Here is a 23,462-nt window from a genome sequence, read left to right as displayed (position 1 = left end):
ACTCCCGTAGTGTAACCGAAGAAGATGAACTGTCTGTGGCTTGAATATGAATCGAGTATGAACCAAGCAGGACCAACCCAAATAGGTTGGACACACGGTGAAAATCGCTTTAGTCCAGCTTTTTTTGTTTGCAAATTAAACATTTGCTATAATGGTATATCAATCAATGGAGTGCCAATAACATGGCTAGTACATAAATAAATGCAATCCATAATTCAGCATGAGTAATGGAGTTGAAGCAATGCTAAAAGTTAATCGAAATGATCAACGCCCGATCTGGCAGCAACTTTTGGATCAAGCGATTCATAATATCACAACCGGGAAATGGCAACCAGGCGAATTGCTACTCCCCTCACGCGAACTTGCTCAATTAATTGGTGTTTCACGCTCAACCATACAGATTGTGTACGAGGAATTATTCAGCCGAGGGTATACGGTAACCTCCCGACGAGCCGGGACAAGAGTTAGTGATTGGACCTATGCACCTCGTTCATCAGAAGACGTCACGATGCAAGGGCCTATTCCGCCCGATCTGCCTACACTAAACGAATCGATTGGTCATCTGCATAGTTGGTTTGGCAATAGAGACAATCGCAAAATAGAAATTGATTTTAATCCCCACGAGCCTTATCTGGATGAAAGTTTCACAAAAGCCTGGAGGCAATCCTTTTTACAAGCTTCTACTGAACCCAATCTGGATCTTTGGGCTTATGGTGATGCCAGAGGGTTACTGGCGTTAAGAGAACAGATTCAGCGTTATTTGTCACTTGAACGAGGCATTCATATCGATGTTGATCAAATCTTGTTAACCTCAGGTGCACAACATAGCATTGATTTAATTGCCCAGGCACTCTTAAGTGAGGGTGACACAGTTTCCGTAGAAGATCCCGGCTTCCCTGCTGCTTGGATGGCGATGAAATACCGCCGGATGCAAGTCGATCCCGTTCCAGTCGATGAGTATGGATTATGTGTAGATCATATTCACCCACAGACAAAACTCGTATTTGTCACACCTTCTCATCAATGCGCCGTTGGTGTTATTATGTCGGAGCCACGCAGGCAACAATTGATGCACTTGGCAGCTCATCATCGATATTGGATTGTTGAGGATGACTACGATAGCGAATTTAGGTACCGTGGAGATCCGCTTCCGACTATATTCAGTCAACAACCTCAGAATACGCTTTATATGATGAGTTTTTCCAAAATGGTTGCACCAGGCATTCGACTATCCGCTATCATTGGCCCCAAAATAGCTATCGATCGCCTTACTCAAGTTCATGAATTAACCTATCGTCATCTGCCGATTATGGAACAATTAACGCTAACTCATTTTATTGAACGTGGTCATTTCATGCGCCATATGAGAAGAGTTCGGAACATATATCGACGCAGACACGAAGTCATGACCAAAGCCATTGTTGCTTCTGGGCTAGGCTCACGATTTACATTAAGTGGTGTGGAAACGGGATTACATATGCTTCTAGAATCTGAAACGTCATTTGACGAAGAAGCGCTGACGAATGCTGCCCTTGATCAAGGTGTACGCGTGTATCCGCTTAGTAAGTATTGCTTGGATAGTCACCGAAAAGGATGGATATTAGGTTTTGCGAAAGTGGATGAGAAGCAGATTGAGGAAGGCATATATCGGCTTGCAAAGATTGTATTATGATGGAGAAGATGCTCTCCAATCGGATTCGAAAGGATGTTTTTTGTAATGAAAATTTTAGTATTAGGAGCCACCGGACGGGTTGGAAGTCATTTCGTCTCTAATGCCCTACGTTCCAATCACCATGTAACTGCACTGGTTAGAAGCCCGGAAAAGGTACAAATCAGCGATGACAATTTTGTTCTGCATCAAGGAAACGCTTTAGTCAAAGAGGATATTCATCACGCCATACAGGGTGTGGATCTCGTTGTTAGTTCCTTAAGTACCGACGGAACGACTACATTATCGCAATCCATGGGACATATTGTTGAGGTTATGGCTCAGGAGCGTATCAAAAGAATCATTACCATTGGTACAGCAGGAATATTGGAAAGTCGAACGGATTCTGGCTTGCTACGTTTTCAATCCCCTGAGTCCAAACGTAAGTCCACGCGAGCCGCTGAGGAGCATCTGGAGATGTACAACATTCTCAAGGCTTCAGAGTTAGAATGGACCATCGTGTGTCCTACCTACTTATTTGATGGAGAATCTCTCGGTAAATACCGGGTTGAGCGTGACTATTTGCCTGACGGCGGAACTTCTATATCTGTAATCGATACTGCGGAGTTTGCTTATCAGCAATTAATGTCTGATGACTATGTGCAGTCTCGTGTAGGTATAGCCTACTAAGAGCGTGTCCTAAATCTCACTTATGGTACATCTCTACTGTTCAAAAAAGTAAGTTTTAATATAAACAAGCAAATTACGAGCCTGCAATTGTTATCCATTAGGAACAATTGCAGGCTCTATTTGTGTCTGCTGTTGAGCTATTTAAGTCCTTCATATAGAGGAAATTGCGAAGTGATTTCACGGACATTACCTAATATTTGATTTTTTACATCCGAGTTCTTTGGATTTTTAAAAGCAAGCCCTATCAGCTGAGCAATTTCTTTCATTTCCCTGGATCCAAGCCCTCTTGAAGTCATAGCCGGAGTTCCAAAACGAATACCGCTTGTAACCAAAGGACTTGCCGTATCGTGAGGGATTGCATTTTTATTCGCCGTAATCCCTACTTCATCCAGTAAAGCTTCGGCTTCTTTGCCTGTAAGGCCCATAGTTCGTAAGTCAACCAACACGATATGATTATCTGTTCCTCCCGATACAAGGGTGAGCCCTTCATTCATCAAAGTTTCTGCCAATACATTGGCGTTATTCAGAACACCTTCAATATATGTTGTGAAATCGGATTGCAATGCCTCGCCTAATGCTACCGCTTTCCCCGCGATAACGTGCATGAATGGCCCACCCTGGGTTCCCGGGAATACAGCTTTGTCGATCGCCTTTGCCCAAGAGCCACGGCACAAAATGGCTCCCCCTCGTGGTCCTCGTAAGGTCTTGTGTGTGGTAGTTGAAACAAAATGGGCATGTGGTACCGGGTTAGGATGCAAACCTGCTGCGACTATTCCTGCTATATGCGCCATATCTACAAAGAAAAGAGCTCCCACCTCGGCGGCAATCTGGGCAAATAATTCAAACTCAATGGTCCGCGGGTATGCACTTCCACCTGCAACAATCATGCGTGGACGATACTTATAAGCAAGTTTACGTACTTCGTCAAAGTCAATGCGGCCCGTCTGTGCATCGACACCATATGGAACAAAATTGTAAAACCTACCTGAAAAATTAACAGTACTTCCGTGTGTTAGATGACCACCTTGGGATAGATTCATGCCAAGGATCGTGTCACCAATCTCAACCGAGGCAAAATACACAGCCATGTTGGCCTGAGAACCGGAGTGAGGCTGCACATTCGCATGTTCAGCGCCAAAAAGTGCTTTAAGGCGACTATTTGCTATCTCTTCGACTGTATCGACATGCTCACACCCGCCATAATATCTTCTGCCCGGATACCCCTCCGCATATTTATTGGTCAATACCGAACCTGTTGCTTCCATCACAGCTTGACTTACAAAATTCTCTGATGCAATCAGTTCTATCTTATCCCGCTGCCTTCCAAGCTCTTGCTGGACAGCCATTCCTATTACTTTATCTTGCTTCTCCAAATGTTTCATGAACATCTTCCTCTCAATATTACGGTTATTTATTCGTTCCAAACTGTTTTTTGGGAAATTTACTATTCATCAGTAGATGTGCCATCATTCCTGCAAACAGTCCCCAAAATGCACCACCCACGCCAAGCAAAGTCACATTCGCTGCTGTCGCCAAAAACGTGATCAATGCAGTTTCACGTCCCTTAGGGTCCGTTAATGCATTGGCAAGACTACCACCGATGGTTCCAAGTAAGGCCAATCCCGCTAATGTTGCAATAAAGGTAGCAGGAAGAATCAAAAACAGAGCAGCTAATGTTACGCCAAAAATGCCGACAAAAATATAAAAAGCCCCACAAGCAATACCTGCAATATAACGTTTGGTTGAATCCTCATGTGCATCCTTTCCTGTACAAATCGCTGCTGTAATAGCTGCCACATTAAAAGCATGTGATCCAAATGGGGCTGCAAGAAGCGAACCCAAACCTGTTACAGCTAAAATAGGATTGGCACTTGTCTTGAATCCATCATTATGCAGAACAAGCATTCCGGGCATATACTGCCCTGTCAAAGTAATAATGAACAGCGGTAGCGCAACGCCAAGTAAAGCTTGTAACGAAAATGCTGGAACAACAAATACAGGCGATGCTACAGCCAATTGGATCGTACTGAAGTCTGTTTTTCCCATGCATATCAAATAAATCAAACCAATTGCCAATATGCCAACAATGGCGTAACGGGAAGTAAACCTTCTTAGCACGATATAGGCTGCAAACAGTACAATCACAAGCAAAGGATCTACCTTTGCCCCTCCAAAGGCCGAAATACCAAACTGTAGTAAAATACCGGCTAACAATCCGGAAGCGATGCCTGGGGGAATAAGTCGAACGAAACGTTCAAACATACCTGACCAACCTAAAATAATAAATCCGACTGCTGAAATCATGTAAGCGCCAATAGCTTCTGGATAAGGGGTTACCGCTAATGCTGAAACGAGAAACGCCACACCCGGTGTAGACCAGGCTGTAATAATCGGTTCCTTATATCGATAACTGAGCCAAATTCCTGTTACTCCTACCCCAATCGAGATGGACCAAATCCAGGAAGCGGTCATTTCCGGGCTTAAACCAGCCACTTTTGCAGCTTGAAAAACAAGGATAAACGTACCCCCGTAATTAACAATTACGGATATTAAAGCGGCGATCACCGGCGATATCAAATCACGGCCACGTAACGAAGGGGATGCTGTCTTCATATTTAACACTACCTCTCACTTAATCATCGATGCGTGTGTTTTCATTCCAGTAATACTCGTCCGGTAAGTAGCGTTGACCAAATACACTTGTCCCTACACGTATCATTGTAGCTCCTTCTTCAATGGCGACTTGGAAGTCACCAGACATACCCATCGATAAAATATCCATTTCTACGCGTGGAATATTTTTCTCTTTAATCTGTGTACGGATCTGGTTTAACAAACGAAAACAATGTCGTGTTTCTTCGTTCGTCGCATTCAGTTTTCCAATGGTCATTAAACCTATCACGTTTAATGTCTCGAATTGAGACAACTGTTCTACAAGCTCAACGGCTGTTTCTGGAGAGGCACCAAATTTACTTTCTTCGTAGGACGTATTAATTTGCACAAGAATGTCTAAGGTCTTATTCTCTTTGAGAAGCTGGTTATGTATTGCTTGACCCAGTTTCAGACGATCTACGGAATGGATGAGCGTAACATATTTAACAACGTCCTTTACTTTATTAGTTTGCAGATGTCCGATAAAATGCCATTCCACCTGCTTGCTTTGTTCCATGAGTGGGAATTTGTCTCGGAGTTCTTGAGCTTTGTTTTCTCCAAACAGGACCTCACCTGCTTGAATAGCTATTTGTAATTTCTCTAGCGGTACCGTTTTGGTCGCGAGCAACAACTTGATATCCTCTATGTTGCGACCTGAGGCCTGGCAAGCCAGTGCTATTTGCTGTCTGACCGATTGGAGATTTTCTTCTACTAGATGTTTCATGTCAGCCACCTTCTTTCTATTCCAAAACAGGAATGAATCAATGAGATTAGCTCCTCCTTATGTATTGTGAAGAATGTGTGGAACGTCATGCTAGTATAGCAACGGATGGATTGGTTATAAATATCCAAAGACTCTATATTGGAGCAATCCAAAACTACAAAATGGACTACAATTCAATTGGGTACCTTTCTGTTGCTATTAAAAGCCAATAATCTGTTTGATATGATGCCCACGCACTTTGAAAATGAAAAAAAGCCGCTATATTAGCGGCTTGGTTTAATTCTAAGTTTATTTCCAAAACGAGAAACATGTTTTATGAGGATTTACTCGTTCACATTTTCCTTGGTTACCAGCTTCAATTCAGCAGGAATCGATGACTCCACCTGCTTGCCACTGAGCACATCCAGAGCTGCTTGCAGCGCCAGTTGGCCAATCAGTATAGGCTGCTGAGCGACTGTTGCCGTCAATTTCCCATCCTGAATGGATTTGATTGCATCATCATTGCCATCGAATCCGATGACCGGAATGTCTTTACCTGAGCTTTGAATCGCTTCAATCGCACCAAGTGCCATCTCATCATTGTGGGCAAATACTGCCTGCACGTCAGGATTACCCTGGAGCAGATTCTCCATGACATTCAATCCTTTGGACCGATCGAAATCAGCAGATTGTTTGGAAACTACATCGAGTTGCTTGTCAGCCACTTCATGGAAACCTTTACCCCGTTCTCTTGTTGCGGAAGCGCCAGGTACACCCTCAAGTTCAATGACTTTTGCTCCCTCACCCAGTTGTTCAACAAAGTATTCAGCTGCCATGCGTCCGCCTTTAACGTTATCAGATGCCACTAGTGCCGCCACTTCGCCTTTATCTGCGGAGCGATCCAGCGTGATTACAGGAATGCCCACACTATTAGCGGATTGAACCGCTGTGGAGATCGCTGCAGAGTCCGCAGGGTTAATCAGAAGTGCACTAACGCCTTGCTGAATGAGATCATCCACATCATTGGTTTGTTTGGCCGAATCATTCTGCGCATCCACCACGATGACCTGTACTCCCTGTTTTTTGGCTTCAGCCATGACTCCATCCTTCAGTGATACAAAGAATGGATTGTTAAGTGTAGATATCGACAAACCTATTTTCTTCTGTCCGTTACTTTTGTTTGGGTTAGGTTTGGCCCATTCCGGTGGCTCCAGAGAGCACCCGGCCAGAACGATGATCATCAGCATACTTATGAGTGTTACAGTCCACTTTTTCATATTCGCTTCTCTCCTATGCTGTTTTCTTGCGGTCCAGCAGGACGGCAATGGCAATGACGATACCTTTTACAACCATTTGATAAAATGAGTTTACTTCAAGCAAGTTCAATCCATTATTCAACACGCCGATAATCAGAACACCGATCAGTGTACCAACGATGCGTCCTCGTCCTCCAGCAAGACTTGTACCACCCAATACAACCGCTGCGATCGCATCCAGCTCGTAGGATGTACCTGCCGTTGGTTGCGCTGAATTCAAGCGTGATGTCAGAATTGCACCTGCAAGAGCAGCGAGCATACCTGTCAGGGAGTAGATCATAATTTTCACGCGATTCACTTTGATACCTGAGATAATGGAAGCTTTCTCATTACCGCCGATAGCGTACGTTTTGCGGCCAAAAGCCGTTTTATGCAAAACAATCCATAGAATCATGAAGGTAATCAGCATCGTAATTGCAGGTACGGGAATGCCAAGCAGGTAACCACGGCCGAACAGTTGGAATAACAGGTTATCCCCAAGTCCTGTAATTGGATTACCGTTCGTGTACACCAACGTCAGTCCTCTGAATATGGTCATCGTTGCCAATGTAGCGATAAACGGAGCCATTCTGCCTTTGGTAATCATCAGTCCGTTCACCATACCCATGACACCACCGAGCGCTACACCGATAATGATGGACAAGATCGGGTCCAGTCCGGACAACATCATGTTTGCTACAAAAGCACTGGATAAAGCCAGGATCGAGCCGACCGACAGATCGATTCCACCCGTCAGGATAACAAACGTCATACCGAAAGCAATCAGCGCATTAATCGAGACTTGACGCAATAAATTTAAGATATTAAGCGGTTCCAAGAAACTTGGATTCAACACCGATACGATGAGAATAAGAATGATTAAACCGAGCAGCGGTCCTAATTTTTGTATCACACTTGAGAAACGGAAGCCGCTTTTAGCCGTTTTGTTTTCCTGCATTGTTGTCATATCACTGTCCCCCTGTGGCCAATGTCATAATGTGTTCTTGTGTTGCTACTTCCCTTGCAACCTCGCCACTGATGTGTCCTTCATGCACAACTGCGATTCGGTCGCTCATGCCAAGCACTTCAGGTAGCTCCGACGATACCATGATGATTGCAACACCACGGTCTGTCAGTTCATTCATCAATTCATAGATTTCGCGCTTCGCTCCGACATCCACTCCGCGTGTGGGTTCATCCAGGATAAGTACGCTTGGACCGATACCAACCCATTTCGCGATAACCACCTTCTGCTGGTTACCCCCGGATAGATTCCTTGCTGCCGTTTCGGAGGATTGTGTTTTGATCTGTAGACGTTTGATCAGTGTATCTACGAAGTCTTGTTCTTTCGAAGCTGAAATGAAACCTTTGTTTGAGAAACTGAACAGATTCGTCAACGCCATATTTTCGCGAATAGAAAAGTCTAATACCAGCCCTTCATCCTTGCGGTCTTCTGTAATAAATCCGATTCCATGTTTCACGGCATCTGCCGGTTTACGAATGTTTACTTTTTTCCCGCGGATGAAGATTTCACCGCTATCCAACGTATCCAAGCCAAAGATGGTTCTCATGATCTCTGTTCGTCCAGAACCCATAAGTCCTGAGAATCCGAGGATCTCCCCCGCTCTCACGGTGAAGTTAATATTCTCGAATAACCCTTTGCTGCTTGCATTCCTTACTTCCAGGACAACTTCACCATAAGAAGGATTCCGGACAGGGTAACGCTCGGTAAGTTCACGACCTACCATTTTCCGAACGACTTCATCAAAGCTTGTCTGTGGAATGGCTTGGGTGTCTACCGTTCTTCCGTCACGCATGATGGTAATCCGGTCACAGATCGTGAATATCTCCTCCATTCGGTGAGAAATATACACGATGGATACGCCTTCCTTCTTCAGCGAGCTGATTACACCAAACAACTTCTGGATCTCGCGCTCCGTAAGTGCTGCTGTTGGCTCGTCCATAATGATGACCTTGGCATCAGTCATTAGTGCTTTGGCAATCTCGATCATCTGTTGCTGCCCGACAGAGCACTCTCCCGCAGGACGTTCCAGTGGTATGTCTACAGAAAGTTTAGCGAACTGTTCTTTGGCGAGCGCTTTCATTTGTCTTGTATTAAGCAACCCGATGGATGATGTCAGTTCCTTACCGATAAAGAGATTATCCAGCACCGTCATTTCAGGCCATACGTTCAGCTCCTGATGTATGAATGTGATACCCAGTTTCTCGGCTTCCTTTGGACTTGCAAAATAGTTTTCTTCTCCGTCTATGGTGATGGTTCCCTGATCACGCTGATGAAGACCAATCAGAATGTTCATCAGCGTGGATTTGCCGGCTCCATTCTCCCCCATCAGGGCATGAACCTCACCATCTTTTAGTTCAAAATCCACTCCGCTCAGCACCTGATTCGTTCCAAACGCTTTATGAATGTCTTGCATCTGAATGTGCATTACGCAACCTCCTTTTAACCGAAATGGACTCCCGATTGTAAAATGCAATTGGCATAGGGTGTGGCTTCACCTGTGCGGATGACCGCTTTCACCTGCCGAGTTAATGCTTTGAATTGTTCATGGCTGACGGAAGCATCGATGGCTTCTACCCCGAATTTCTCTGTGATGAATTGAATGGCTACGGGATTGCCTTCGCGAATCTCTTCAGCCACAATGACTTTCTCAATGACCATATCTTCTGCGATCACTTCCACCACTTCGCGAAAACTTGGTGTTCCCAGTTTGAGTGCCAGATCAATTTTGAGTACCCCATCCGGTACTGGCAGACCTGCATCCGCAATCGCAATCATGTCTGTATGGCCCAGATCAGACAAAATCTTGGAAATGTGACTATTCAACATGCCATTTCTTTTCATTACAAGCTCTCCTCTACTTCATCACGCGTTGGCATACCGCCCTGCGCTCCGAACTTGGTGACGGACAACGATGCAGCCCGATTGGCGAATCGTATACTCTCTTGCAACGCTTTTCCTTCAGCCAAAGCAACTGCAAATGCGGCGTTGAACGTATCTCCTGCCCCAGTAGTATCGACAGCCTCAACTTTATAAGTTGGGACTAGAATTTCCTCAGTGCCATCAAAGTAACGTACACCTTTACTGCCCTCCGTGATGAACAACTTGTTAGGATACTGACGTAATGCCTGTGCCGGACTCATGCCCTGAAACAAAATCTCGGCTTCATGCTCGTTCGGCGTGATATATGCGGCATTGTCGATCACTTCTTGCGGCAATGTTCTTGCCGGTGCGGGATTAAGCAACAGCGGTGTTCCGAATTCTGCACATAATGTACTTACATGAACAACCGTTTCCTCCGGAATTTCCTGCTGAATCAGCACGATATCTGCGTTTCGAATTACTTCAGCTGCCTCATCGACATATGCAGGAGTGACTTCTCGATTGGCCGCTTCAACCACTACGATACTATTATCACCTTCTGCCAGAATGATATGAGCCGTTCCGCTTTCTAAATGTGTAACCGGTTTCACATTTTGCGTATTTACAGCATTTGCTCTGAAGTTCTCTAAAATATCTTTGCCAAAAGCATCGTCGCCTACCCGGCCGATCATCGCAACCTCGGCACCCAGTCTTGCAGCGGCAACAGCCTGATTGGCTCCCTTACCGCCAGGGACCGTTTTGAAGCTGGTGCCAAGAACGGTTTCACCCGCCCCCGGCCGTCTTGACGAAGTAACTACCAGATCCATTGAACTGCTTCCTATTACACATATTTTAGCCATCTGATTTCACCTTTCTCGTAGTGCCCCGTTCGATGAAACTTACGGGTAACTGTATGTTTTTATTCTCTATTGCAGCTTGTTCCACAAGCTGGATAAGTAATCCCGCCGCTTCTCTTCCCATCTCGTATGCTGGCTGATGGATAGTCGACAACGCCGGCGACAGCAGACTGCTCATTGGAATATCATCGAAGCCAATCACTTGTACATCATCGGGAACTTTTCTTCCAATTCGTGCTGCCTCATGCAGTACTGCCATGGCTGCGATGTCATTGCTGGCAATGACCCCGTCTGTGTCCGCATACTTCCTGAATAATTCTTCAGCCCATACACCTGCCTCGTTAATTGAAAATGAGGTCGTCTGGATTACCTGGTAGTCTAACCCAGCATCACGGATGATTTCAATCGCTCCTTCAAAGCGATCTTGAGCGGGCCTGATCTGTGACGGTCCTTGCATAACCGTGATTCGGCGACTGCCGCGGTTGATTATCTCCCTTGCAGCTAGTCTTCCACCTTCCCTGCCGTCCGCATACACGGATGGACGATCGAGTGAAGTTCTGTCCAGAAACACAACGGGAATCTTCAGGTTTTCATATATTGAAGAATGAGGATAGTTCGTTGAAGAGATTACACCGACCACATTGTTCTGGATAAACGTCTGGATGTAATCCTGCTCCTTCCGTTCATCCTCATCACTATTTCCAAATATCAGTCTGTAATCCTGTTCCTGCATCCTGTCCTCTACACCGCGGGCCAACTGCGGGAAGTAAGGGTTGGCAATATCCGGCAACAACAGGCCAATCAGTTTGGACTTGCGCTTATATAATGAGCGGGCCACTTCATTTGGCGAAAAATTAAGCGCCTTCACAGCATCTTCCACTTTCTTGCGTGTGTCGGCATGAACATAACCTCTATCATTAATGACTCTGGATACGGTGGCAACAGATACGCCAGCCAGTTGAGCTACGTCTTTAATTGTTGTCATGAGTTGCTCTCCTCTATGTGTAACCGGTTACAGACATTAAATTATCATATTATTTTCAATTTGACAAGCGTTTTCATTCTGGAAATTTCTCCAAGTATACATGAATGTGCACTGGAATCCATCTGTATCATGGTTTTTCACCTGGCAGGGAGATCGATACTTCATAGACGTAAAAAGGCCAACACTCGATTAAAACTTAGAGTGATGGCACCCAGATCAACATAAAAATCAGCAATCTCGCTGAACTTAATTAGCTTTAATTTAACAAATGAGGAGTAACCTTTTCGATAAAATCAATTCATAGCTTTTATTTTACAACTTCTCGTATACTTCATCTGTAACAGGTTCCAACCATTCCGGTGTACCTGCAGTGATCGCAATGTGTTCAAACCAACTATCTTTAGCGGCCCCATGCCAGTGTTTCACACCATCATGAGTCACAATAACATCGCCGGCTTTTAGGAATTGAGCAGGTTTTCCTTCTTCCTGATACCAACCTTCCCCACCAGTCACTAACAACAGCTGAAATCCACCGCGATGGATATGCCAGTTATTTCTGCATCCCGGTTCAAACGTTACATTCCCAACACCCACATTCACTTTGGGATCAGCAACCAAGGATTGGAGATAACTTTGCCCTACAAAATATTGTGCAAATGCTTCGTTTTTTTCTCCTACCGGGAATATCACTCCATCTTTAACTTCTTCATGTTTAGCCATTTCATTTCCTCCAATATGATCTTATTGATTAATGCGTCCTGCTCCTATGTTGACCTAAAAATGATTACACACATACGTGCGATATCGCACATTCGTGTATAATATAAAATAATTGCACTGCCTCTGCAAGGATCAAATGAACCCGATCTGTGCCTTATGGCGCAAGGAGACAACATTTGTGCAATTACTCTCTGGAAAGAATGGTGATTACTATCGTTTCTATTACAGATCGAAGAATACTAAAGTCTCAGGAAGCGATCAAATCCGCTTTTATCAAACTCATGAACGAGAAACCTTTTGATAACATTACGATGCAAGATATCTCTGATCATGCAAATGTCGGCCGCAGAACGATATATCATCACTATTCGGACAAATTTGACTTGCTGGATAAATTAATTGAAGAACATATTGATGAACTAAGAAGATTGTGCAAAGAAGCATCCGATCTGGATTTTATAAAAAGCAATGTACTTTGGTTCGATTATTTTGAAGTTCATTATTCATTCTTCTCGGCTATGTTACTGAGTAAAGGAGCCCCTTTTTTCCGCAATCGCTTCCTGGCTCTCGTCATTGAAGAACTGGAAGATGAGGTGAATGTAACGGAGGGCAAAAATAAAGGACTAACGAAAGAAGTTATTCTTACGTTCTTTGGTACAGCAATCGTTGGTATCGTGGAATCCTATTTCACGAATGGATTACCTCGGCAACCTCACATTGTCGCAGAACAAGTTGGGATTTTATTAGAAAGGAATCTATGACATAGACTCCTCATGAACCGTTCCTTCTTTATAATCTTACCACCTGGGGAGCGGTTTATTAATTATCATTACAAACATTGGCGTTATGTGATATGGTCAGTGAGGATATTAGATACGTACATACATATGTGCATGAAATGTGAGGAGAAGATTGAAAGTGATAGAAAGAAATACCCTTGAAAATCAAAAACCGAGTAAATTTAGTGATCCCATTTTTGTCATGCTCGTGGCAAGCCTGTGTTGTTTTTTATGGGGAAGTGCGTACCCATCCATCAAACTTGGATATATCGCGTTTAACATTCTGCCGGAAGATATTGCTTCCAAGTATGTATTTGCCGGATACCGATTTACACTGGCGGGCTTGCTGCTCTTGCTCCTGTCTCGTATCGTTAGAAAAGAGAAGCTCCAATTGTCCAGACCACAGTGGACAAGCCTCATCATGCTAGGTATATTGCAAACCGGTTTGCAATATATGTTTTTTTACGTCGGTGTAGCCAATACAACGGGTGTCAAAGGCTCCATTATGAATGCAACGACGACCTTCTTTAGTGTTGTTCTGGCCCATTTCATCTATAAAAACGACAAGTTAAGCAGAAATAAAATCGTTGGCTGCTTGCTCGGATTTGTCGGTGTAATCATCGTAAACTTCCATACGGATCTGCTTGCTTTTTCCTTTTCGTTCACAGGTGAAGGGTTCGTTATTATAGCTGCACTTGTTTTTTCCGTTACGGCCCTTTACGCAAAACGTCTCACTGCTACAATCGATGTTCTGATTATCACAGGTGTCAGCTTATTCGTCGGGGGATTGGTACTTACGCTGTTAGGTCTCTTACTCGGCGGTCAGGTTACCCATTTCACCCTGGAATCCACCAGTAACTTGATTTACTTGGCCTTGCTGTCATCCGTTGCATTTTGTCTATGGAATCTGCTTCTCAAATACAATAAGGTCGGAAGAGTGTCTGTCTACAACTTCCTTATCCCTGTGTTTGGAGCATTATTATCGGCTTTATTCTTAGGCGAAACGATTTTCGAGCTAAAAAACCTGGCTGCATTACTGTTTGTGTCGGTCGGCATTTATTTAGTCAATCGTGTGCGTTCTGTGCAAAGCTCTAATAACACTCCAATAAAATAGACTACAGTCCATCTCATGGAAATCAAAAAAGCCGCTATTTAGCGGCTTTTTTGTAAATAAAAATACGATACACTTTTGTTTCTTACGATGTTATAGCTTAATATATACTCGTAAAGTCAATCAAGTCCTCTTCTTCCTCATAATTGAATACAATGGCGTGATTACCCAATTGGTATACCATCTCATAACCACCAACGACTTCATTGTAATACTCTGAGGAAGGTTTCCCCATCCATATTTTCACATTCCATGGTGACAGATTCTGCTTCTCATTGTACAAATCAAAAACGGCAATACGTGATTTATTGGTAAGCTCGTGCATGTATGAATCAAATCCGACGCCGAATTTAGAATAATAATAGAACGCTCCCCATTCCTCATTTGAACGAGAGGTTGGTTTCCCCAGCTTTTTTTGCGCATTTTGAAGCGTCATGCCAATCTTGATGTCCATCCGGCCTGGTAATGCACCCTTTAAAGCAGCATCCTTCAAGCTTTTCAGGTAAGCGCGATCGCCAACACCCGAGTTCGGCCAAGCTTTTGAACGGAGGTTACGCGTATCTTCCAAACGCAATTCCAATTTGTTCACATTCAGCTTAAACGTATTAACTCCATAGACAAATTGCAGGTTGTTGTAATTTTTGAACTGTACTCGGGCACCTGAAAGAGTACGAATTCCATCATCTCTGCTTGCAGAGTAGGAATCGTCGATTTTTTTACCCTTATTATCAACATATGTTACACGGCGCAATTCCCCGGAACGAACAATATAGGTTTTCACTTCATTAAAATTAGAAGTTCCCCAATCGGTAATCATCAGCATGTCTGGTGTACTAGCCTCTTTGCTTTTCACAACGAAGTTCCAGGTTTGCGGCAAAATAATCGTATTCAGATCCAGTTTTGCTGCTTGGACTGTTCCGTATGCTGCACCTTTTTTCAGCAAGGCTGCACGATACGTTCCTGAATAACTCTTGTCGCCTTTTTTATTGTTTGTCCAACCATTTTCTTCGGTCAGCGTGCTCTTCTGTTCATCATAAGCGAAAATATAAACGGTGTAAGCCGTTTGTTTGGCATCACGAAGCGTAAATGAAAGCCGGCTCATACTTGCGAGCTGTTTGGCAGAGATTTGCTCTCCTTTGGCAGCGGCATTAGTAGGTAGCAGGAGCAATGCGCTCAGAACATAGCCGATTAAGGTAAGTAAGGCCAGAGAAGCCCATTTTGCGTTGTGTTTAGGGTGTATCATCGTTGACTCTCCTTTTAGTAAAAAAATAAAAATCTAGCAGCTCTTTTCTAATTTTAAATCGTATACCATCTCAACTTTCAAACAGGTACTTGCTAGAGTCCTAATCTTGATCAAGCTATGTAATTAATATAAGTTAATGTTCAATAAGCATATCCTCCTACTAGTACTATTTTCCTAAGAATGATAACATACCCTTTCTAATAAAGAAATATATAACAATCTAAATCAATAGTTTTCGATCTATATAACATAAAAAAAGCCGCTAATATAGCGGCTCTTCAAGTAACTACGAATACGATATGAGTTATAGGCAGGAGTATACCACATTACGTAAGCGTCGTTGAACATATGGTTCCTGACTGTTGAGCAGATGCTGGGCATACATGACCGTAAGCTCTGAATCCGGATCAATAATGGCCATACAACCAGCAGCACCACTCCATCCAAATTCACCCAGTGGGCTCAGCGAACCACTGCCTGCTTTGGAGATATGTGTACGAATACCTAGTCCATAGCCGTATCCATACATATGATCCCACGAATAATCACCGCGAGTCATCTCGTTCAGGTGATCCGTTCGCATCAGTTCCACTGAAGCTTGTGACAAAATGCGTACACCTTCAGGACTTGTACCAAGCCCAGTAAGTGCGTTCAGAAAACGTGCATAATCACTAACGGTTGACAATAACCCAGCACCGCCGCTCTCCAGCTCGGTACCCACACGGAATCCATTACCATCCATACGTACAGCCTTTTCAAGCTCATCATTATAAGCATACTGCGGAATCAGGCGCTTCTGCTGCTCATCGTTCAGATTAAACGCTGTATCATTCATACCCAGTGGTCCGGTGATTTCGTCCCGGAGATACGTACCAAAGCTTTTACCACTGACCACTTCAATCAAGGCTCCCAGCACATCATGGCACATGCTGTAATTCCAGTGTGTTCCTGGTTCAAACAGCAGTGGTTCTTTTGCAAGCGCTCTCGCGAAGTCACGTGTCGGCAATGTTCCGTCGGTTCTTTTGACAGCTTCCTGTATGCTTGGACTACCCACGTCATAGGAGAACCCGGCGGTCATGGTGAACAAATCGCGCACTGTAATGGCTCTTGTCGCCTTTTCCAGCCGAATCTCTCCGTTCGCCATCGTTTTCTTCACGGTCATATCAGCATACTCTGGCAGATAATCGGACAGTGGATCACTTAACAGCATTTCACCTCTCTCTACCAGTTGCAATCCTGCCACGCAGGTCATGATTTTGGTCATGGAGTATAGATTGAAGATCGCTCCATCACCGATAGGTGTTTTGTCTTCCAGATTGGCGTATCCATTACGATAATGGAAAACGGTATCATTTCGATGCATAACCAGCACCTCTGCCCACGGTATACGCCAGGATGTAATGCGGTCAATAAATGAAGCAAGCGGTTTAAAATCCATTTTTTCCCGTCCTTCTATGTAAAATCGTTTATCATATTGCGATGTGGTCCATATTCAATCCCACAATCGACATATTAATAATATACGACCTTTTACAACGATTGACCACCACCTATATACTCTCCTATGTGCAATTACAATACATATTCTTTGTGCATCACACTGCTCCACACGAATAAACCGATCCATGAAAGGATCGGCTTATGTTGTAACGTTTTAGACTTCGCCGCGTCTGTTCTCAACCGATTTCATACGGTTTTGATCATCTGGTACCCGGTCAACACTGAACTCTTGACCAGCTTCAACCTCACCATGACCAGAAATATTCCGCGAAAAATTAGTGAACTGTCTTTTTTGTTCATCCAGCTCGTGTTTTTGCTTCAAAAGCTCTTGCGGGTCTTGTTTTGTCACTATGCTAACCTCCCATACATGAAATCATGCATTGTATTCGCACTATAGAAGTTTTCCATAAGAGAGCTGTACTTATGCATGAAATACCGATTCCTTTCATAATATGAGTCCATACATTCACCAAACATTATATAGAAACTGTGTGACATAAAGGAGAGAACAACAGATGAAGCGGATCCTCTTGTCCTATCCTCTTAGTGTAAATACTCCCGTTTATAAAGATAACCCTCCTGTTGAGATTCAGCAGCAGTCCAGCATAGATCAAGGAGATCTGTATAACCAATTTATCATCACATCTCTCGACCATAATGGAACTCATATTGACGGGCCTTGGCATTTCAATCCGCAAGGTCTAAAAATAAGCGAGATTCCAATAGACTACTTTATCTTTACTCATCCAACAATCCTCGATATTCCCAAAGGAGATGATGAACTTATTACAAAAGCTGACTTGGAGCCGTATGAACACCAGATCGCTGGCTCTGATCTACTGCTCATACGCACAGGTTTTGGAAATTTTCGATCATCTGACCCTGTTCGTTATAGTGATCATAACCCAGGGTTTGCAGCAGATGCTGCAAGTTACCTGATGGTTTTTGATTCATTGAGAGCAGTTGGAATGGATATGATCTCTTCTGGGTCTGTGATTCATGTGGATGAAGCTATCACTTTTCATCAGATTATGCTCGGGAAAGGTCGGGTTGATGGCAAGTTCATTCTACTTATAGAGGATATGAATTTAAACCATGATTTATCTGGAATTGAAAAGGTATATGCTGTTCCATTGTATATTGAAGGTGTTGACAGTAGCTTCAGTACAGTTTTTACGGAAGCTTGATTTTTTTTATATACATATGGTAAAACAAAAACGCGCTGGCAAGAGTATTCCTCCTGTCAGCGCGTTTTTGTATGTTAGTGAATATCTTTCTTTTTGAAATTACCACCTCTTACTTCAGCTACATCGTATACGACTACAAAAGCAGTTGGGTCAATTTCGTGAATGATATCTTTAATTTTACTCTCTTCCATCCGGTTAATGACACAAGTAATTTCCTTGAATTGCTCATTAGAGTAGCCACCGTAAGCCTCAGTATACGTTGCTCCACGGCCTAAGCGGTCCCGAATGGTTTCAACCATAATCTCAGGTTGATTCGTAATAATTTTAAACGTTTTGGAGCCGCTCAAGCCCTCTTCAACAATATGTATTACTTTAGAAGCAATAAAATACGCAAGTCCTGACAAGATCGCACCTTGCAGACCAAACACGGTAGAAACGACAATAAATACAAACATGTTGAGGAACAGAATGAGATCACTGGTTCCAAAAGGTACTTTTCGCGAAAGGAGTACAGCCAGCATATCTATGCCATCCAATGCGCCACCATTACGTAATGCAAGTCCCATACCAAAACCGATAATAATCCCGCCGACAACCGTAACAAGCAAGGTATCACCTTCAATGATAGTTGGTACATGGTGCATCAGACTCGTACTGATTGCCAGTGAAGCAATACCGATGATCGAATATAACGCAAAGCTTTTTCCGATTTGCTTGTACCCGAGCCACACAAATGGAATGTTAATAATCCCGATGAGCATCCCCAGTGGTAATCCGAACAGCTGTGATCCTACGATACTCAGACCTGTGACACCACCATCTGAGACATTATTCGGGATCAATATGGCTTCCAGGCCATATGCCGTTATAAATCCCCCAATGATAATCAATAATACTTTGGAGAGAATCTTTAACTTGTTTGACTTTTGTTTTCTGTTTTGATGCATTGCATTTCCCCCTTGATGAACAACCGATAAAAAACAGTCTATAATAAAAATCACTGTTTTGGCAATAGATCGTCATTTGTGTGTGTTAGTTCATTGTCCGATGAGCGTTCGATACGACGAAATTTTATGCTCAAGCATCTCATCTGCTGTGTTAAGTATGTGCATCTGTTTTTGAATCGACTCTTTATGCTCCTCCAGCAGCTTTAAACGATCCGCCGCCGTATGCTCCCCTTCCTGAAACAAGGACGCATATTTCTTAATGATAGCAATGGGCATTTGAGTCTCTTTTAATTTGATCACAAATTGTAGCCACTTCAGGTGTGACTCGTTGTATCGCCTGTCTCCACTGGCATCTCGGAGAGGAGTTACAATCTGTTCCTTCTCATAATAACGCAACGTATGTGCACTGATATGGAGTAATTCTGCCACTTCACCTATGGTATGCATGGTTAACCTCCCCTCCATTTTCCCGCTTGACTTAGAGTAAGCTCTAATCAGTATAATCAACTCGTGGTCACATCACAATAAAAAATGAAATCAGATTCAGGAGGAATTCCCATGAAATATACAGTGATTACCGGTGCCAGTTCAGGCATTGGATATGAAGCGGCTTTAGCTTTTGCAGCTCGTGGCAAAAATATGATCCTGGCTGCACGCAGAACCGATGAATTGGACAAATTAAAAGCAAAAGTAGCTGAAATCAATCCTGATCTGGATGTTGTCATTCGTACAGTGGATCTGTCCATTGCAACTAATGTGCATGATTTCTATGAGAGTCTTCAAGCTTACTCCATTGAGACGTGGATTAACAACGCCGGATTCGGGAATTTTGCTTCCGTGGGCGAACAACACCTCCCCAAAATTGAGCAGATGCTTCATCTAAATATAGAAGCTCTTACGATTCTTTCTTCCCTGTATGTACGTGATTATGCAAATGTTGATGGCACACAGATCATTAATATCTCCTCTGGTGGTGGATATACGATTGTAGCCGATGCAGTAACCTACTGCGCAACCAAGTTCTATGTAAGTGCGTTTACGGAAGGGCTTGCGCAAGAGTTGAAAGGCAAGAACGCAGCAATGCAAGCCAAAGTGCTCGCACCGGCTGCAACCGAGACGGAATTTGCTAAACATTCCTTTAATGTAGAGGAGTTTGAATATGAGGGCAGAGTTCCCAAATTCCATACGGCAGAACAAATGGCTGGTTTTTTGCTGCAGTTGTATGACAGTGAAAGTGTAGTCGGCATTGTGGATGGGTTGACGTATGACTTTAAGCTCAGAGAACCGATCTTTCCATATGCAGCAAGAGCAGCCTCGAAACCACAAAATTAACCCGAAAACTGAAGTCGAAGCCAAGTCGGCTCAATACCTGTAAACATTCATCTAACCTCACTGATAAACATCATTAAATCTAATCGTTAAACATCAGTTAACGTAAAAAAGGGAACCTGTCTCCAGGTCCCCTTCTTTGTTTTATTTTCAATTCTATATTAATGTTTACTATATAATGAAGTAATTATGCCAGCCTCATTTTGAAATCCTGATATCCGAATTCGCGAACAACTTCGCAATCGCCGTCTTTTCTTTTGACTGCAATCGCTGGAAGCGGCATGCCGTTGAACGTATTGGTTTTCACCATGGAGTAAATCGCCATGTCCTCGAATACCAGACGGTCGCCTTCCTGCAAAGGCTGATCGAATGAATAATCCCCAATCACGTCACCAGACAGACAGGTTTGTCCACCTAGGCGATACAGATGAGCCTTCTCACCCACTTCTCCCGAACCGATCAGCGGCGGGCGATATGGCATTTCCAACACATCCGGCATATGACACGTAGCTGAAGTATCCAGAATAGCGATGTCCATACCGTTTTTATGGAAGTCAAGCACAGAGGTCACCAGATAACCCGCGTTCAGCGCAACAGCTTCTCCCGGCTCCAGATATACTTCCAGGCCATAGTCGTTCTGCATACGCTTGATGCATGCTTCCAGTCTTGGAATATCATAATCTTCACGTGTGATATGGTGCCCACCACCGAAGTTGATCCATTCCATTTGTGGCAGCCATTGTCCGAACTTCTCAACAACTGCGTTCAGCGTAGTCTCCAGATCATCTGAATTTTGCTGACACAGTGTGTGGAAGTGCAGTCCGGAGACACCTTCCAACAGATCTGCTTGGAAATCCTCTTGTTTCGCGCCAAAACGCGAACCCGGAGAACACGGATCGTAGATCTCGTGTCCTTCTTGAGTAGAGCATTCAGGATTAACGCGCAAGCCGACCTTACGGCCAGCTTGAAGCGCCTTATCCTTGAATTTTGCAAGCTGTGAAAAAGAATTAAAAATAATATGGTCGCAGATGGAGAGAATCTCGTCGATCTCTTCTGCGCGATATGCCGGAGCAAAGACATGGTTCTCTTTGCCCATTTCCTCGTGGCCCAGGCGTGCTTCATACAAACCGCTCGCCGTTGCACCGCTCAGGTATTCTCCAATCAGCGGATACATCGCAGTCATGGAGAATGCTTTTTGAGCCAGCACGATTTTGGCACCTGTACGCTGCATAACACCGTTCAGGATTTGCAGGTTTTTCTCAATAAGCGCCTCGTCAACAACAAAACATGGTGTCGGTAATTGCTCGAACCGCATTTTAACGAACAAGCTCCGATTCTTTAACTTCTTCTGGCAGCTCATCAACGAGTATCGGGTTGAAGTCTTCTACCCATGGGAGGCCCCATTTGTTCAACTCTTCCATGAATGGATCTGGGTTGAACTCTTCTACATTATATACGCCTGGTTTGTTCCATTTGCCTGTCATGACCATTGCTGCACCGATCATAGCTGGAACGCCTGTTGTGTACGAGATTGCTTGGGAACCAACTTCTTTGTAGCACTCTTGGTGATCACAGATATTGTATACATAATATGTTTTGTCTTGACCATCTTTTTTGCCTTTGAAAATACAACCGATGTTTGTTTTACCTACAGTACGTGGTCCAAGGGATGCTGGATCAGGCAGTACTGCTTTCAGGAATTGCAGTGGAATAATTTGTTTACCTTCATATTCAATAGGCTCGATTGAAGTCATGCCTACATTTTCAAGAGCTTTCAAGTGAGTCAGGTAGCTTTGACCAAATGTCATGAAGAAACGGATACGTTTCAGACCTGGCATGTTTTTTGCCAAAGATTCCAATTCCTCATGGTACAACAGGTACATGTCTTTCTCGCCAACTTCTTTGAAGTCGTAGACACGTTTGATTTCCATCGGTTTTGTTTCGATCCATTCACCATTCTCCCAGTATCTTCCGTTCGCAGATACTTCGCGAATGTTGATCTCAGGGTTGAAGTTGGTTGCGAACGGATAGCCGTGGTCGCCGCCATTGCAGTCCAAAATGTCGATGTACTCAATTTCGTCAAAGTAGTGCTTCAGGGCATAAGCGGAGAATACGCCTGTCACGCCTGGGTCAAATCCACTACCGAGCAATGCAGTGATGCCTGCTTGTTCAAAACGCTCTTTGTAATCCCATTGCCAGCTGTATTCAAACTTCGCTGTATCATGTGGCTCATAGTTTGCTGTGTCCATGTAATTTGTTTTAGTTGCAAGGCAAGCATCCATGATTGTCAGATCTTGATACGGCAAAGCAAGGTTCATTACGATATCCGGTTTAACTTCGTTGATCAGAGCGATCAGTTCGTCAACATTATCAGCATCTACTTGTGCTGTCGTGATTTTTGTTTTTCCGCCGTCCAGCTTGGCTTTGAGCTCATCACATTTGGATTTTGTACGACTCGCGATGCAGATTTCCTCAAAAACTTCGCTGTTTTGAACGCATTTGTGTACTGCCACGGAAGCAACGCCGCCGGCGCCGATGATTAGTGCTTTTCCCATTTTACATTCTCCTATCCCAATATGTATTTTTTTTTATTGGTTTAATACGATGACAACAACAAGACAACAAAAAAAGCAAGGTGAAAAATGCCCGCAATCGCGCATCATCACACTTGCTTATCGATATACATCATAAAAAAGACGTGAAGTCTCCATGACCAAAAAAGTTCACAAGAACTCCTTTGGCGGAAAGCTCCTTCATGTATATCAATATTGGATCAGAGTCTATATAGCAAATAATTCGCCTTTACCACTCTTATTGACCGTTTCACAAGTTGATGTGCAATTGCACTGGTTGTAAAGTAACCAACTTATAAAATTTGAGCTTTGAACTCAATCAATAAAGCAACGTAAGTTGCCAATCGGCGTTTGACCCG

General features: G+C 43.7%; 23 protein-coding genes. 6 read left to right on the top strand and 17 right to left on the bottom strand.

Features of this window, described 5'->3' with window-relative positions:
- Positions 1 to 241: 241 nt before the first annotated feature.
- Positions 242 to 1,672: a MocR-like pyridoxine biosynthesis transcription factor PdxR gene (gene pdxR / locus QNO02_RS14445; RefSeq protein ID WP_289392530.1), complete on the top strand. Its 1,431-nt coding sequence runs from the start codon at positions 242 to 244 to the stop codon at positions 1,670 to 1,672.
- Between the two features lie 45 nt (positions 1,673 to 1,717).
- On the top strand, positions 1,718 to 2,338 hold the full coding sequence (locus tag QNO02_RS14440) for an NAD(P)-dependent oxidoreductase (RefSeq protein ID WP_133384754.1): 621 nt from the start codon (positions 1,718 to 1,720) through the stop codon (positions 2,336 to 2,338).
- A 137-nt stretch (positions 2,339 to 2,475) separates the two neighbouring features.
- Here QNO02_RS14440 and glyA read toward each other — a convergent pair whose 3' ends face one another.
- The 10 genes from glyA to QNO02_RS14390 all read right to left on the bottom strand — a co-directional run bounded on the left by glyA (position 2,476) and on the right by QNO02_RS14390 (position 12,434).
- The gene (glyA, locus tag QNO02_RS14435) at positions 2,476 to 3,720 is read right to left on the bottom strand and encodes a serine hydroxymethyltransferase (RefSeq protein ID WP_289392529.1); all 1,245 of its coding nucleotides are present in this window, start codon (positions 3,718 to 3,720) and stop codon (positions 2,476 to 2,478) included.
- 25 nt (positions 3,721 to 3,745) lie between these two features.
- Entirely contained in the window at positions 3,746 to 4,951 is a 1,206-nt protein-coding gene (locus tag QNO02_RS14430; RefSeq protein ID WP_289392781.1) for a benzoate/H(+) symporter BenE family transporter, read from the bottom strand.
- A gap of 19 nt (positions 4,952 to 4,970) precedes the next feature.
- Positions 4,971 to 5,714, bottom strand: a complete 744-nt coding sequence (locus tag QNO02_RS14425) for a YggS family pyridoxal phosphate-dependent enzyme (protein ID WP_289392528.1) — start codon at positions 5,712 to 5,714, stop codon at positions 4,971 to 4,973.
- Between the two features lie 323 nt (positions 5,715 to 6,037).
- Complete coding sequence (gene rbsB, locus QNO02_RS14420) at positions 6,038 to 6,970, bottom strand: ribose ABC transporter substrate-binding protein RbsB (RefSeq protein ID WP_091030579.1); 933 nt, start codon at positions 6,968 to 6,970, stop codon at positions 6,038 to 6,040.
- A 13-nt stretch (positions 6,971 to 6,983) separates the two neighbouring features.
- A complete protein-coding gene (locus QNO02_RS14415) occupies positions 6,984 to 7,946 on the bottom strand; it encodes an ABC transporter permease subunit (RefSeq protein WP_371129067.1) in 963 nt (320 codons plus the stop codon).
- Between the two features lie 10 nt (positions 7,947 to 7,956).
- Positions 7,957 to 9,438: a sugar ABC transporter ATP-binding protein gene (locus QNO02_RS14410; RefSeq protein ID WP_091030581.1), complete on the bottom strand. Its 1,482-nt coding sequence runs from the start codon at positions 9,436 to 9,438 to the stop codon at positions 7,957 to 7,959.
- A 14-nt stretch (positions 9,439 to 9,452) separates the two neighbouring features.
- Entirely contained in the window at positions 9,453 to 9,854 is a 402-nt protein-coding gene (gene rbsD, locus QNO02_RS14405) for a D-ribose pyranase (RefSeq protein WP_091030583.1), read from the bottom strand.
- The gene (gene rbsK / locus QNO02_RS14400; protein ID WP_289392525.1) at positions 9,854 to 10,732 is read right to left on the bottom strand and encodes a ribokinase; all 879 of its coding nucleotides are present in this window, start codon (positions 10,730 to 10,732) and stop codon (positions 9,854 to 9,856) included. The genes rbsD and rbsK overlap by 1 nt, the downstream gene beginning before the upstream one ends.
- Entirely contained in the window at positions 10,725 to 11,714 is a 990-nt protein-coding gene (locus tag QNO02_RS14395) for a LacI family DNA-binding transcriptional regulator (RefSeq protein WP_289392524.1), read from the bottom strand. Before QNO02_RS14395 ends, rbsK begins: the two co-directional genes overlap by 8 nt.
- A 312-nt stretch (positions 11,715 to 12,026) precedes the next feature.
- On the bottom strand, positions 12,027 to 12,434 hold the full coding sequence (locus QNO02_RS14390; RefSeq protein WP_289392523.1) for a cupin domain-containing protein: 408 nt from the start codon (positions 12,432 to 12,434) through the stop codon (positions 12,027 to 12,029).
- 200 nt (positions 12,435 to 12,634) lie between these two features.
- On the opposite strand from QNO02_RS14390, the gene QNO02_RS14385 reads away from it, so the two are divergent.
- Positions 12,635 to 13,195, top strand: coding sequence for a TetR/AcrR family transcriptional regulator (locus tag QNO02_RS14385; protein WP_289392780.1), 561 nt, complete (start codon positions 12,635 to 12,637; stop codon positions 13,193 to 13,195).
- A 157-nt stretch (positions 13,196 to 13,352) separates the two neighbouring features.
- Positions 13,353 to 14,327 carry a DMT family transporter gene (locus QNO02_RS14380; protein WP_289392522.1) on the top strand — a complete coding sequence of 325 codons (975 nt, stop codon included), beginning with the start codon at positions 13,353 to 13,355 and terminating at the stop codon, positions 14,325 to 14,327.
- Positions 14,328 to 14,424: 97 nt separating this feature from the next.
- On the opposite strand, the gene QNO02_RS14375 is transcribed toward QNO02_RS14380, so the two are convergent.
- The 3 genes from QNO02_RS14375 to QNO02_RS14365 all read right to left on the bottom strand — a co-directional run bounded on the left by QNO02_RS14375 (position 14,425) and on the right by QNO02_RS14365 (position 17,416).
- On the bottom strand, positions 14,425 to 15,567 hold the full coding sequence (locus QNO02_RS14375) for a DUF4309 domain-containing protein (RefSeq protein WP_289392521.1): 1,143 nt from the start codon (positions 15,565 to 15,567) through the stop codon (positions 14,425 to 14,427).
- Between the two features lie 304 nt (positions 15,568 to 15,871).
- A complete protein-coding gene (locus QNO02_RS14370; RefSeq protein WP_289392520.1) occupies positions 15,872 to 17,005 on the bottom strand; it encodes a serine hydrolase domain-containing protein in 1,134 nt (377 codons plus the stop codon).
- Between the two features lie 216 nt (positions 17,006 to 17,221).
- On the bottom strand, positions 17,222 to 17,416 hold the full coding sequence (locus tag QNO02_RS14365; RefSeq protein WP_017688524.1) for a hypothetical protein: 195 nt from the start codon (positions 17,414 to 17,416) through the stop codon (positions 17,222 to 17,224).
- A gap of 166 nt (positions 17,417 to 17,582) precedes the next feature.
- Here QNO02_RS14365 and QNO02_RS14360 point away from each other — a divergent pair, with 166 nt between their 5' ends.
- Positions 17,583 to 18,254, top strand: coding sequence for a cyclase family protein (locus QNO02_RS14360; protein WP_289392519.1), 672 nt, complete (start codon positions 17,583 to 17,585; stop codon positions 18,252 to 18,254).
- A 74-nt stretch (positions 18,255 to 18,328) separates the two neighbouring features.
- Here QNO02_RS14360 and QNO02_RS14355 read toward each other — a convergent pair whose 3' ends face one another.
- Both QNO02_RS14355 and QNO02_RS14350 read right to left on the bottom strand, forming a co-directional pair.
- Positions 18,329 to 19,201: a YitT family protein gene (locus tag QNO02_RS14355; protein WP_036670902.1), complete on the bottom strand. Its 873-nt coding sequence runs from the start codon at positions 19,199 to 19,201 to the stop codon at positions 18,329 to 18,331.
- 90 nt (positions 19,202 to 19,291) lie between these two features.
- Positions 19,292 to 19,648 (bottom strand): MerR family transcriptional regulator, encoded by a 357-nt coding sequence (locus QNO02_RS14350; RefSeq protein WP_036670900.1) that lies wholly within the window; start codon positions 19,646 to 19,648, stop codon positions 19,292 to 19,294.
- Positions 19,649 to 19,759: 111 nt separating this feature from the next.
- Between QNO02_RS14350 and QNO02_RS14345 the strand changes: the two genes are divergently transcribed.
- Positions 19,760 to 20,533, top strand: coding sequence for an SDR family NAD(P)-dependent oxidoreductase (locus QNO02_RS14345; RefSeq protein WP_289392516.1), 774 nt, complete (start codon positions 19,760 to 19,762; stop codon positions 20,531 to 20,533).
- A 184-nt stretch (positions 20,534 to 20,717) separates the two neighbouring features.
- On the opposite strand, the gene nspC is transcribed toward QNO02_RS14345, so the two are convergent.
- Positions 20,718 to 21,845 (bottom strand): carboxynorspermidine decarboxylase, encoded by a 1,128-nt coding sequence (gene nspC / locus QNO02_RS14340; RefSeq protein WP_289392515.1) that lies wholly within the window; start codon positions 21,843 to 21,845, stop codon positions 20,718 to 20,720.
- Position 21,846: 1 nt separating this feature from the next.
- Positions 21,847 to 23,085 carry a saccharopine dehydrogenase family protein gene (locus QNO02_RS14335; RefSeq protein ID WP_289392513.1) on the bottom strand — a complete coding sequence of 413 codons (1,239 nt, stop codon included), beginning with the start codon at positions 23,083 to 23,085 and terminating at the stop codon, positions 21,847 to 21,849.
- Positions 23,086 to 23,462: the final 377 nt, after the last annotated feature.

Source organism: Paenibacillus sp. PK1-4R (assembly GCF_030369595.1).
Lineage (GTDB): Bacteria > Bacillota > Bacilli > Paenibacillales > Paenibacillaceae > Paenibacillus.
The sequence above is the reverse complement of the archived record's forward strand: the minus strand, read 5'-3'. Positions and strand labels throughout refer to the sequence as shown.

Excerpts from the sequence above, each read along its gene's own strand:
- QNO02_RS14335 (WP_289392513.1), bottom strand. The coding sequence starts at position 23,085 with ATGGGAAAAGCACTAATCATCGGCGCCGGCGGCGTTGCTTCCGTGGCA.
- pdxR (WP_289392530.1), top strand. The coding sequence starts at position 242 with ATGCTAAAAGTTAATCGAAATGATCAACGCCCGATCTGGCAGCAACTT.
- QNO02_RS14425 (WP_289392528.1), bottom strand. The coding sequence starts at position 5,714 with ATGAAACATCTAGTAGAAGAAAATCTCCAATCGGTCAGACAGCAAATA.
- QNO02_RS14375 (WP_289392521.1), bottom strand. The coding sequence starts at position 15,567 with ATGATACACCCTAAACACAACGCAAAATGGGCTTCTCTGGCCTTACTT.
- QNO02_RS14395 (WP_289392524.1), bottom strand. The coding sequence starts at position 11,714 with ATGACAACAATTAAAGACGTAGCTCAACTGGCTGGCGTATCTGTTGCC.
- glyA (WP_289392529.1), bottom strand. The coding sequence starts at position 3,720 with ATGAAACATTTGGAGAAGCAAGATAAAGTAATAGGAATGGCTGTCCAG.
- QNO02_RS14430 (WP_289392781.1), bottom strand. The coding sequence starts at position 4,951 with ATGAAGACAGCATCCCCTTCGTTACGTGGCCGTGATTTGATATCGCCG.
- QNO02_RS14345 (WP_289392516.1), top strand. The coding sequence starts at position 19,760 with ATGAAATATACAGTGATTACCGGTGCCAGTTCAGGCATTGGATATGAA.
- rbsD (WP_091030583.1), bottom strand. The coding sequence starts at position 9,854 with ATGAAAAGAAATGGCATGTTGAATAGTCACATTTCCAAGATTTTGTCT.
- QNO02_RS14410 (WP_091030581.1), bottom strand. The coding sequence starts at position 9,438 with ATGCACATTCAGATGCAAGACATTCATAAAGCGTTTGGAACGAATCAG.
- QNO02_RS14385 (WP_289392780.1), top strand. The coding sequence starts at position 12,635 with ATGGTGATTACTATCGTTTCTATTACAGATCGAAGAATACTAAAGTCT.
- QNO02_RS14370 (WP_289392520.1), bottom strand. The coding sequence starts at position 17,005 with ATGGATTTTAAACCGCTTGCTTCATTTATTGACCGCATTACATCCTGG.
- QNO02_RS14440 (WP_133384754.1), top strand. The coding sequence starts at position 1,718 with ATGAAAATTTTAGTATTAGGAGCCACCGGACGGGTTGGAAGTCATTTC.
- QNO02_RS14415 (WP_371129067.1), bottom strand. The coding sequence starts at position 7,946 with ATGCAGGAAAACAAAACGGCTAAAAGCGGCTTCCGTTTCTCAAGTGTG.
- rbsB (WP_091030579.1), bottom strand. The coding sequence starts at position 6,970 with ATGAAAAAGTGGACTGTAACACTCATAAGTATGCTGATGATCATCGTT.
- nspC (WP_289392515.1), bottom strand. The coding sequence starts at position 21,845 with ATGCGGTTCGAGCAATTACCGACACCATGTTTTGTTGTTGACGAGGCG.
- QNO02_RS14350 (WP_036670900.1), bottom strand. The coding sequence starts at position 19,648 with ATGCATACCATAGGTGAAGTGGCAGAATTACTCCATATCAGTGCACAT.
- QNO02_RS14360 (WP_289392519.1), top strand. The coding sequence starts at position 17,583 with ATGAAGCGGATCCTCTTGTCCTATCCTCTTAGTGTAAATACTCCCGTT.
- rbsK (WP_289392525.1), bottom strand. The coding sequence starts at position 10,732 with ATGGCTAAAATATGTGTAATAGGAAGCAGTTCAATGGATCTGGTAGTT.
- QNO02_RS14390 (WP_289392523.1), bottom strand. The coding sequence starts at position 12,434 with ATGGCTAAACATGAAGAAGTTAAAGATGGAGTGATATTCCCGGTAGGA.
- QNO02_RS14355 (WP_036670902.1), bottom strand. The coding sequence starts at position 19,201 with ATGCATCAAAACAGAAAACAAAAGTCAAACAAGTTAAAGATTCTCTCC.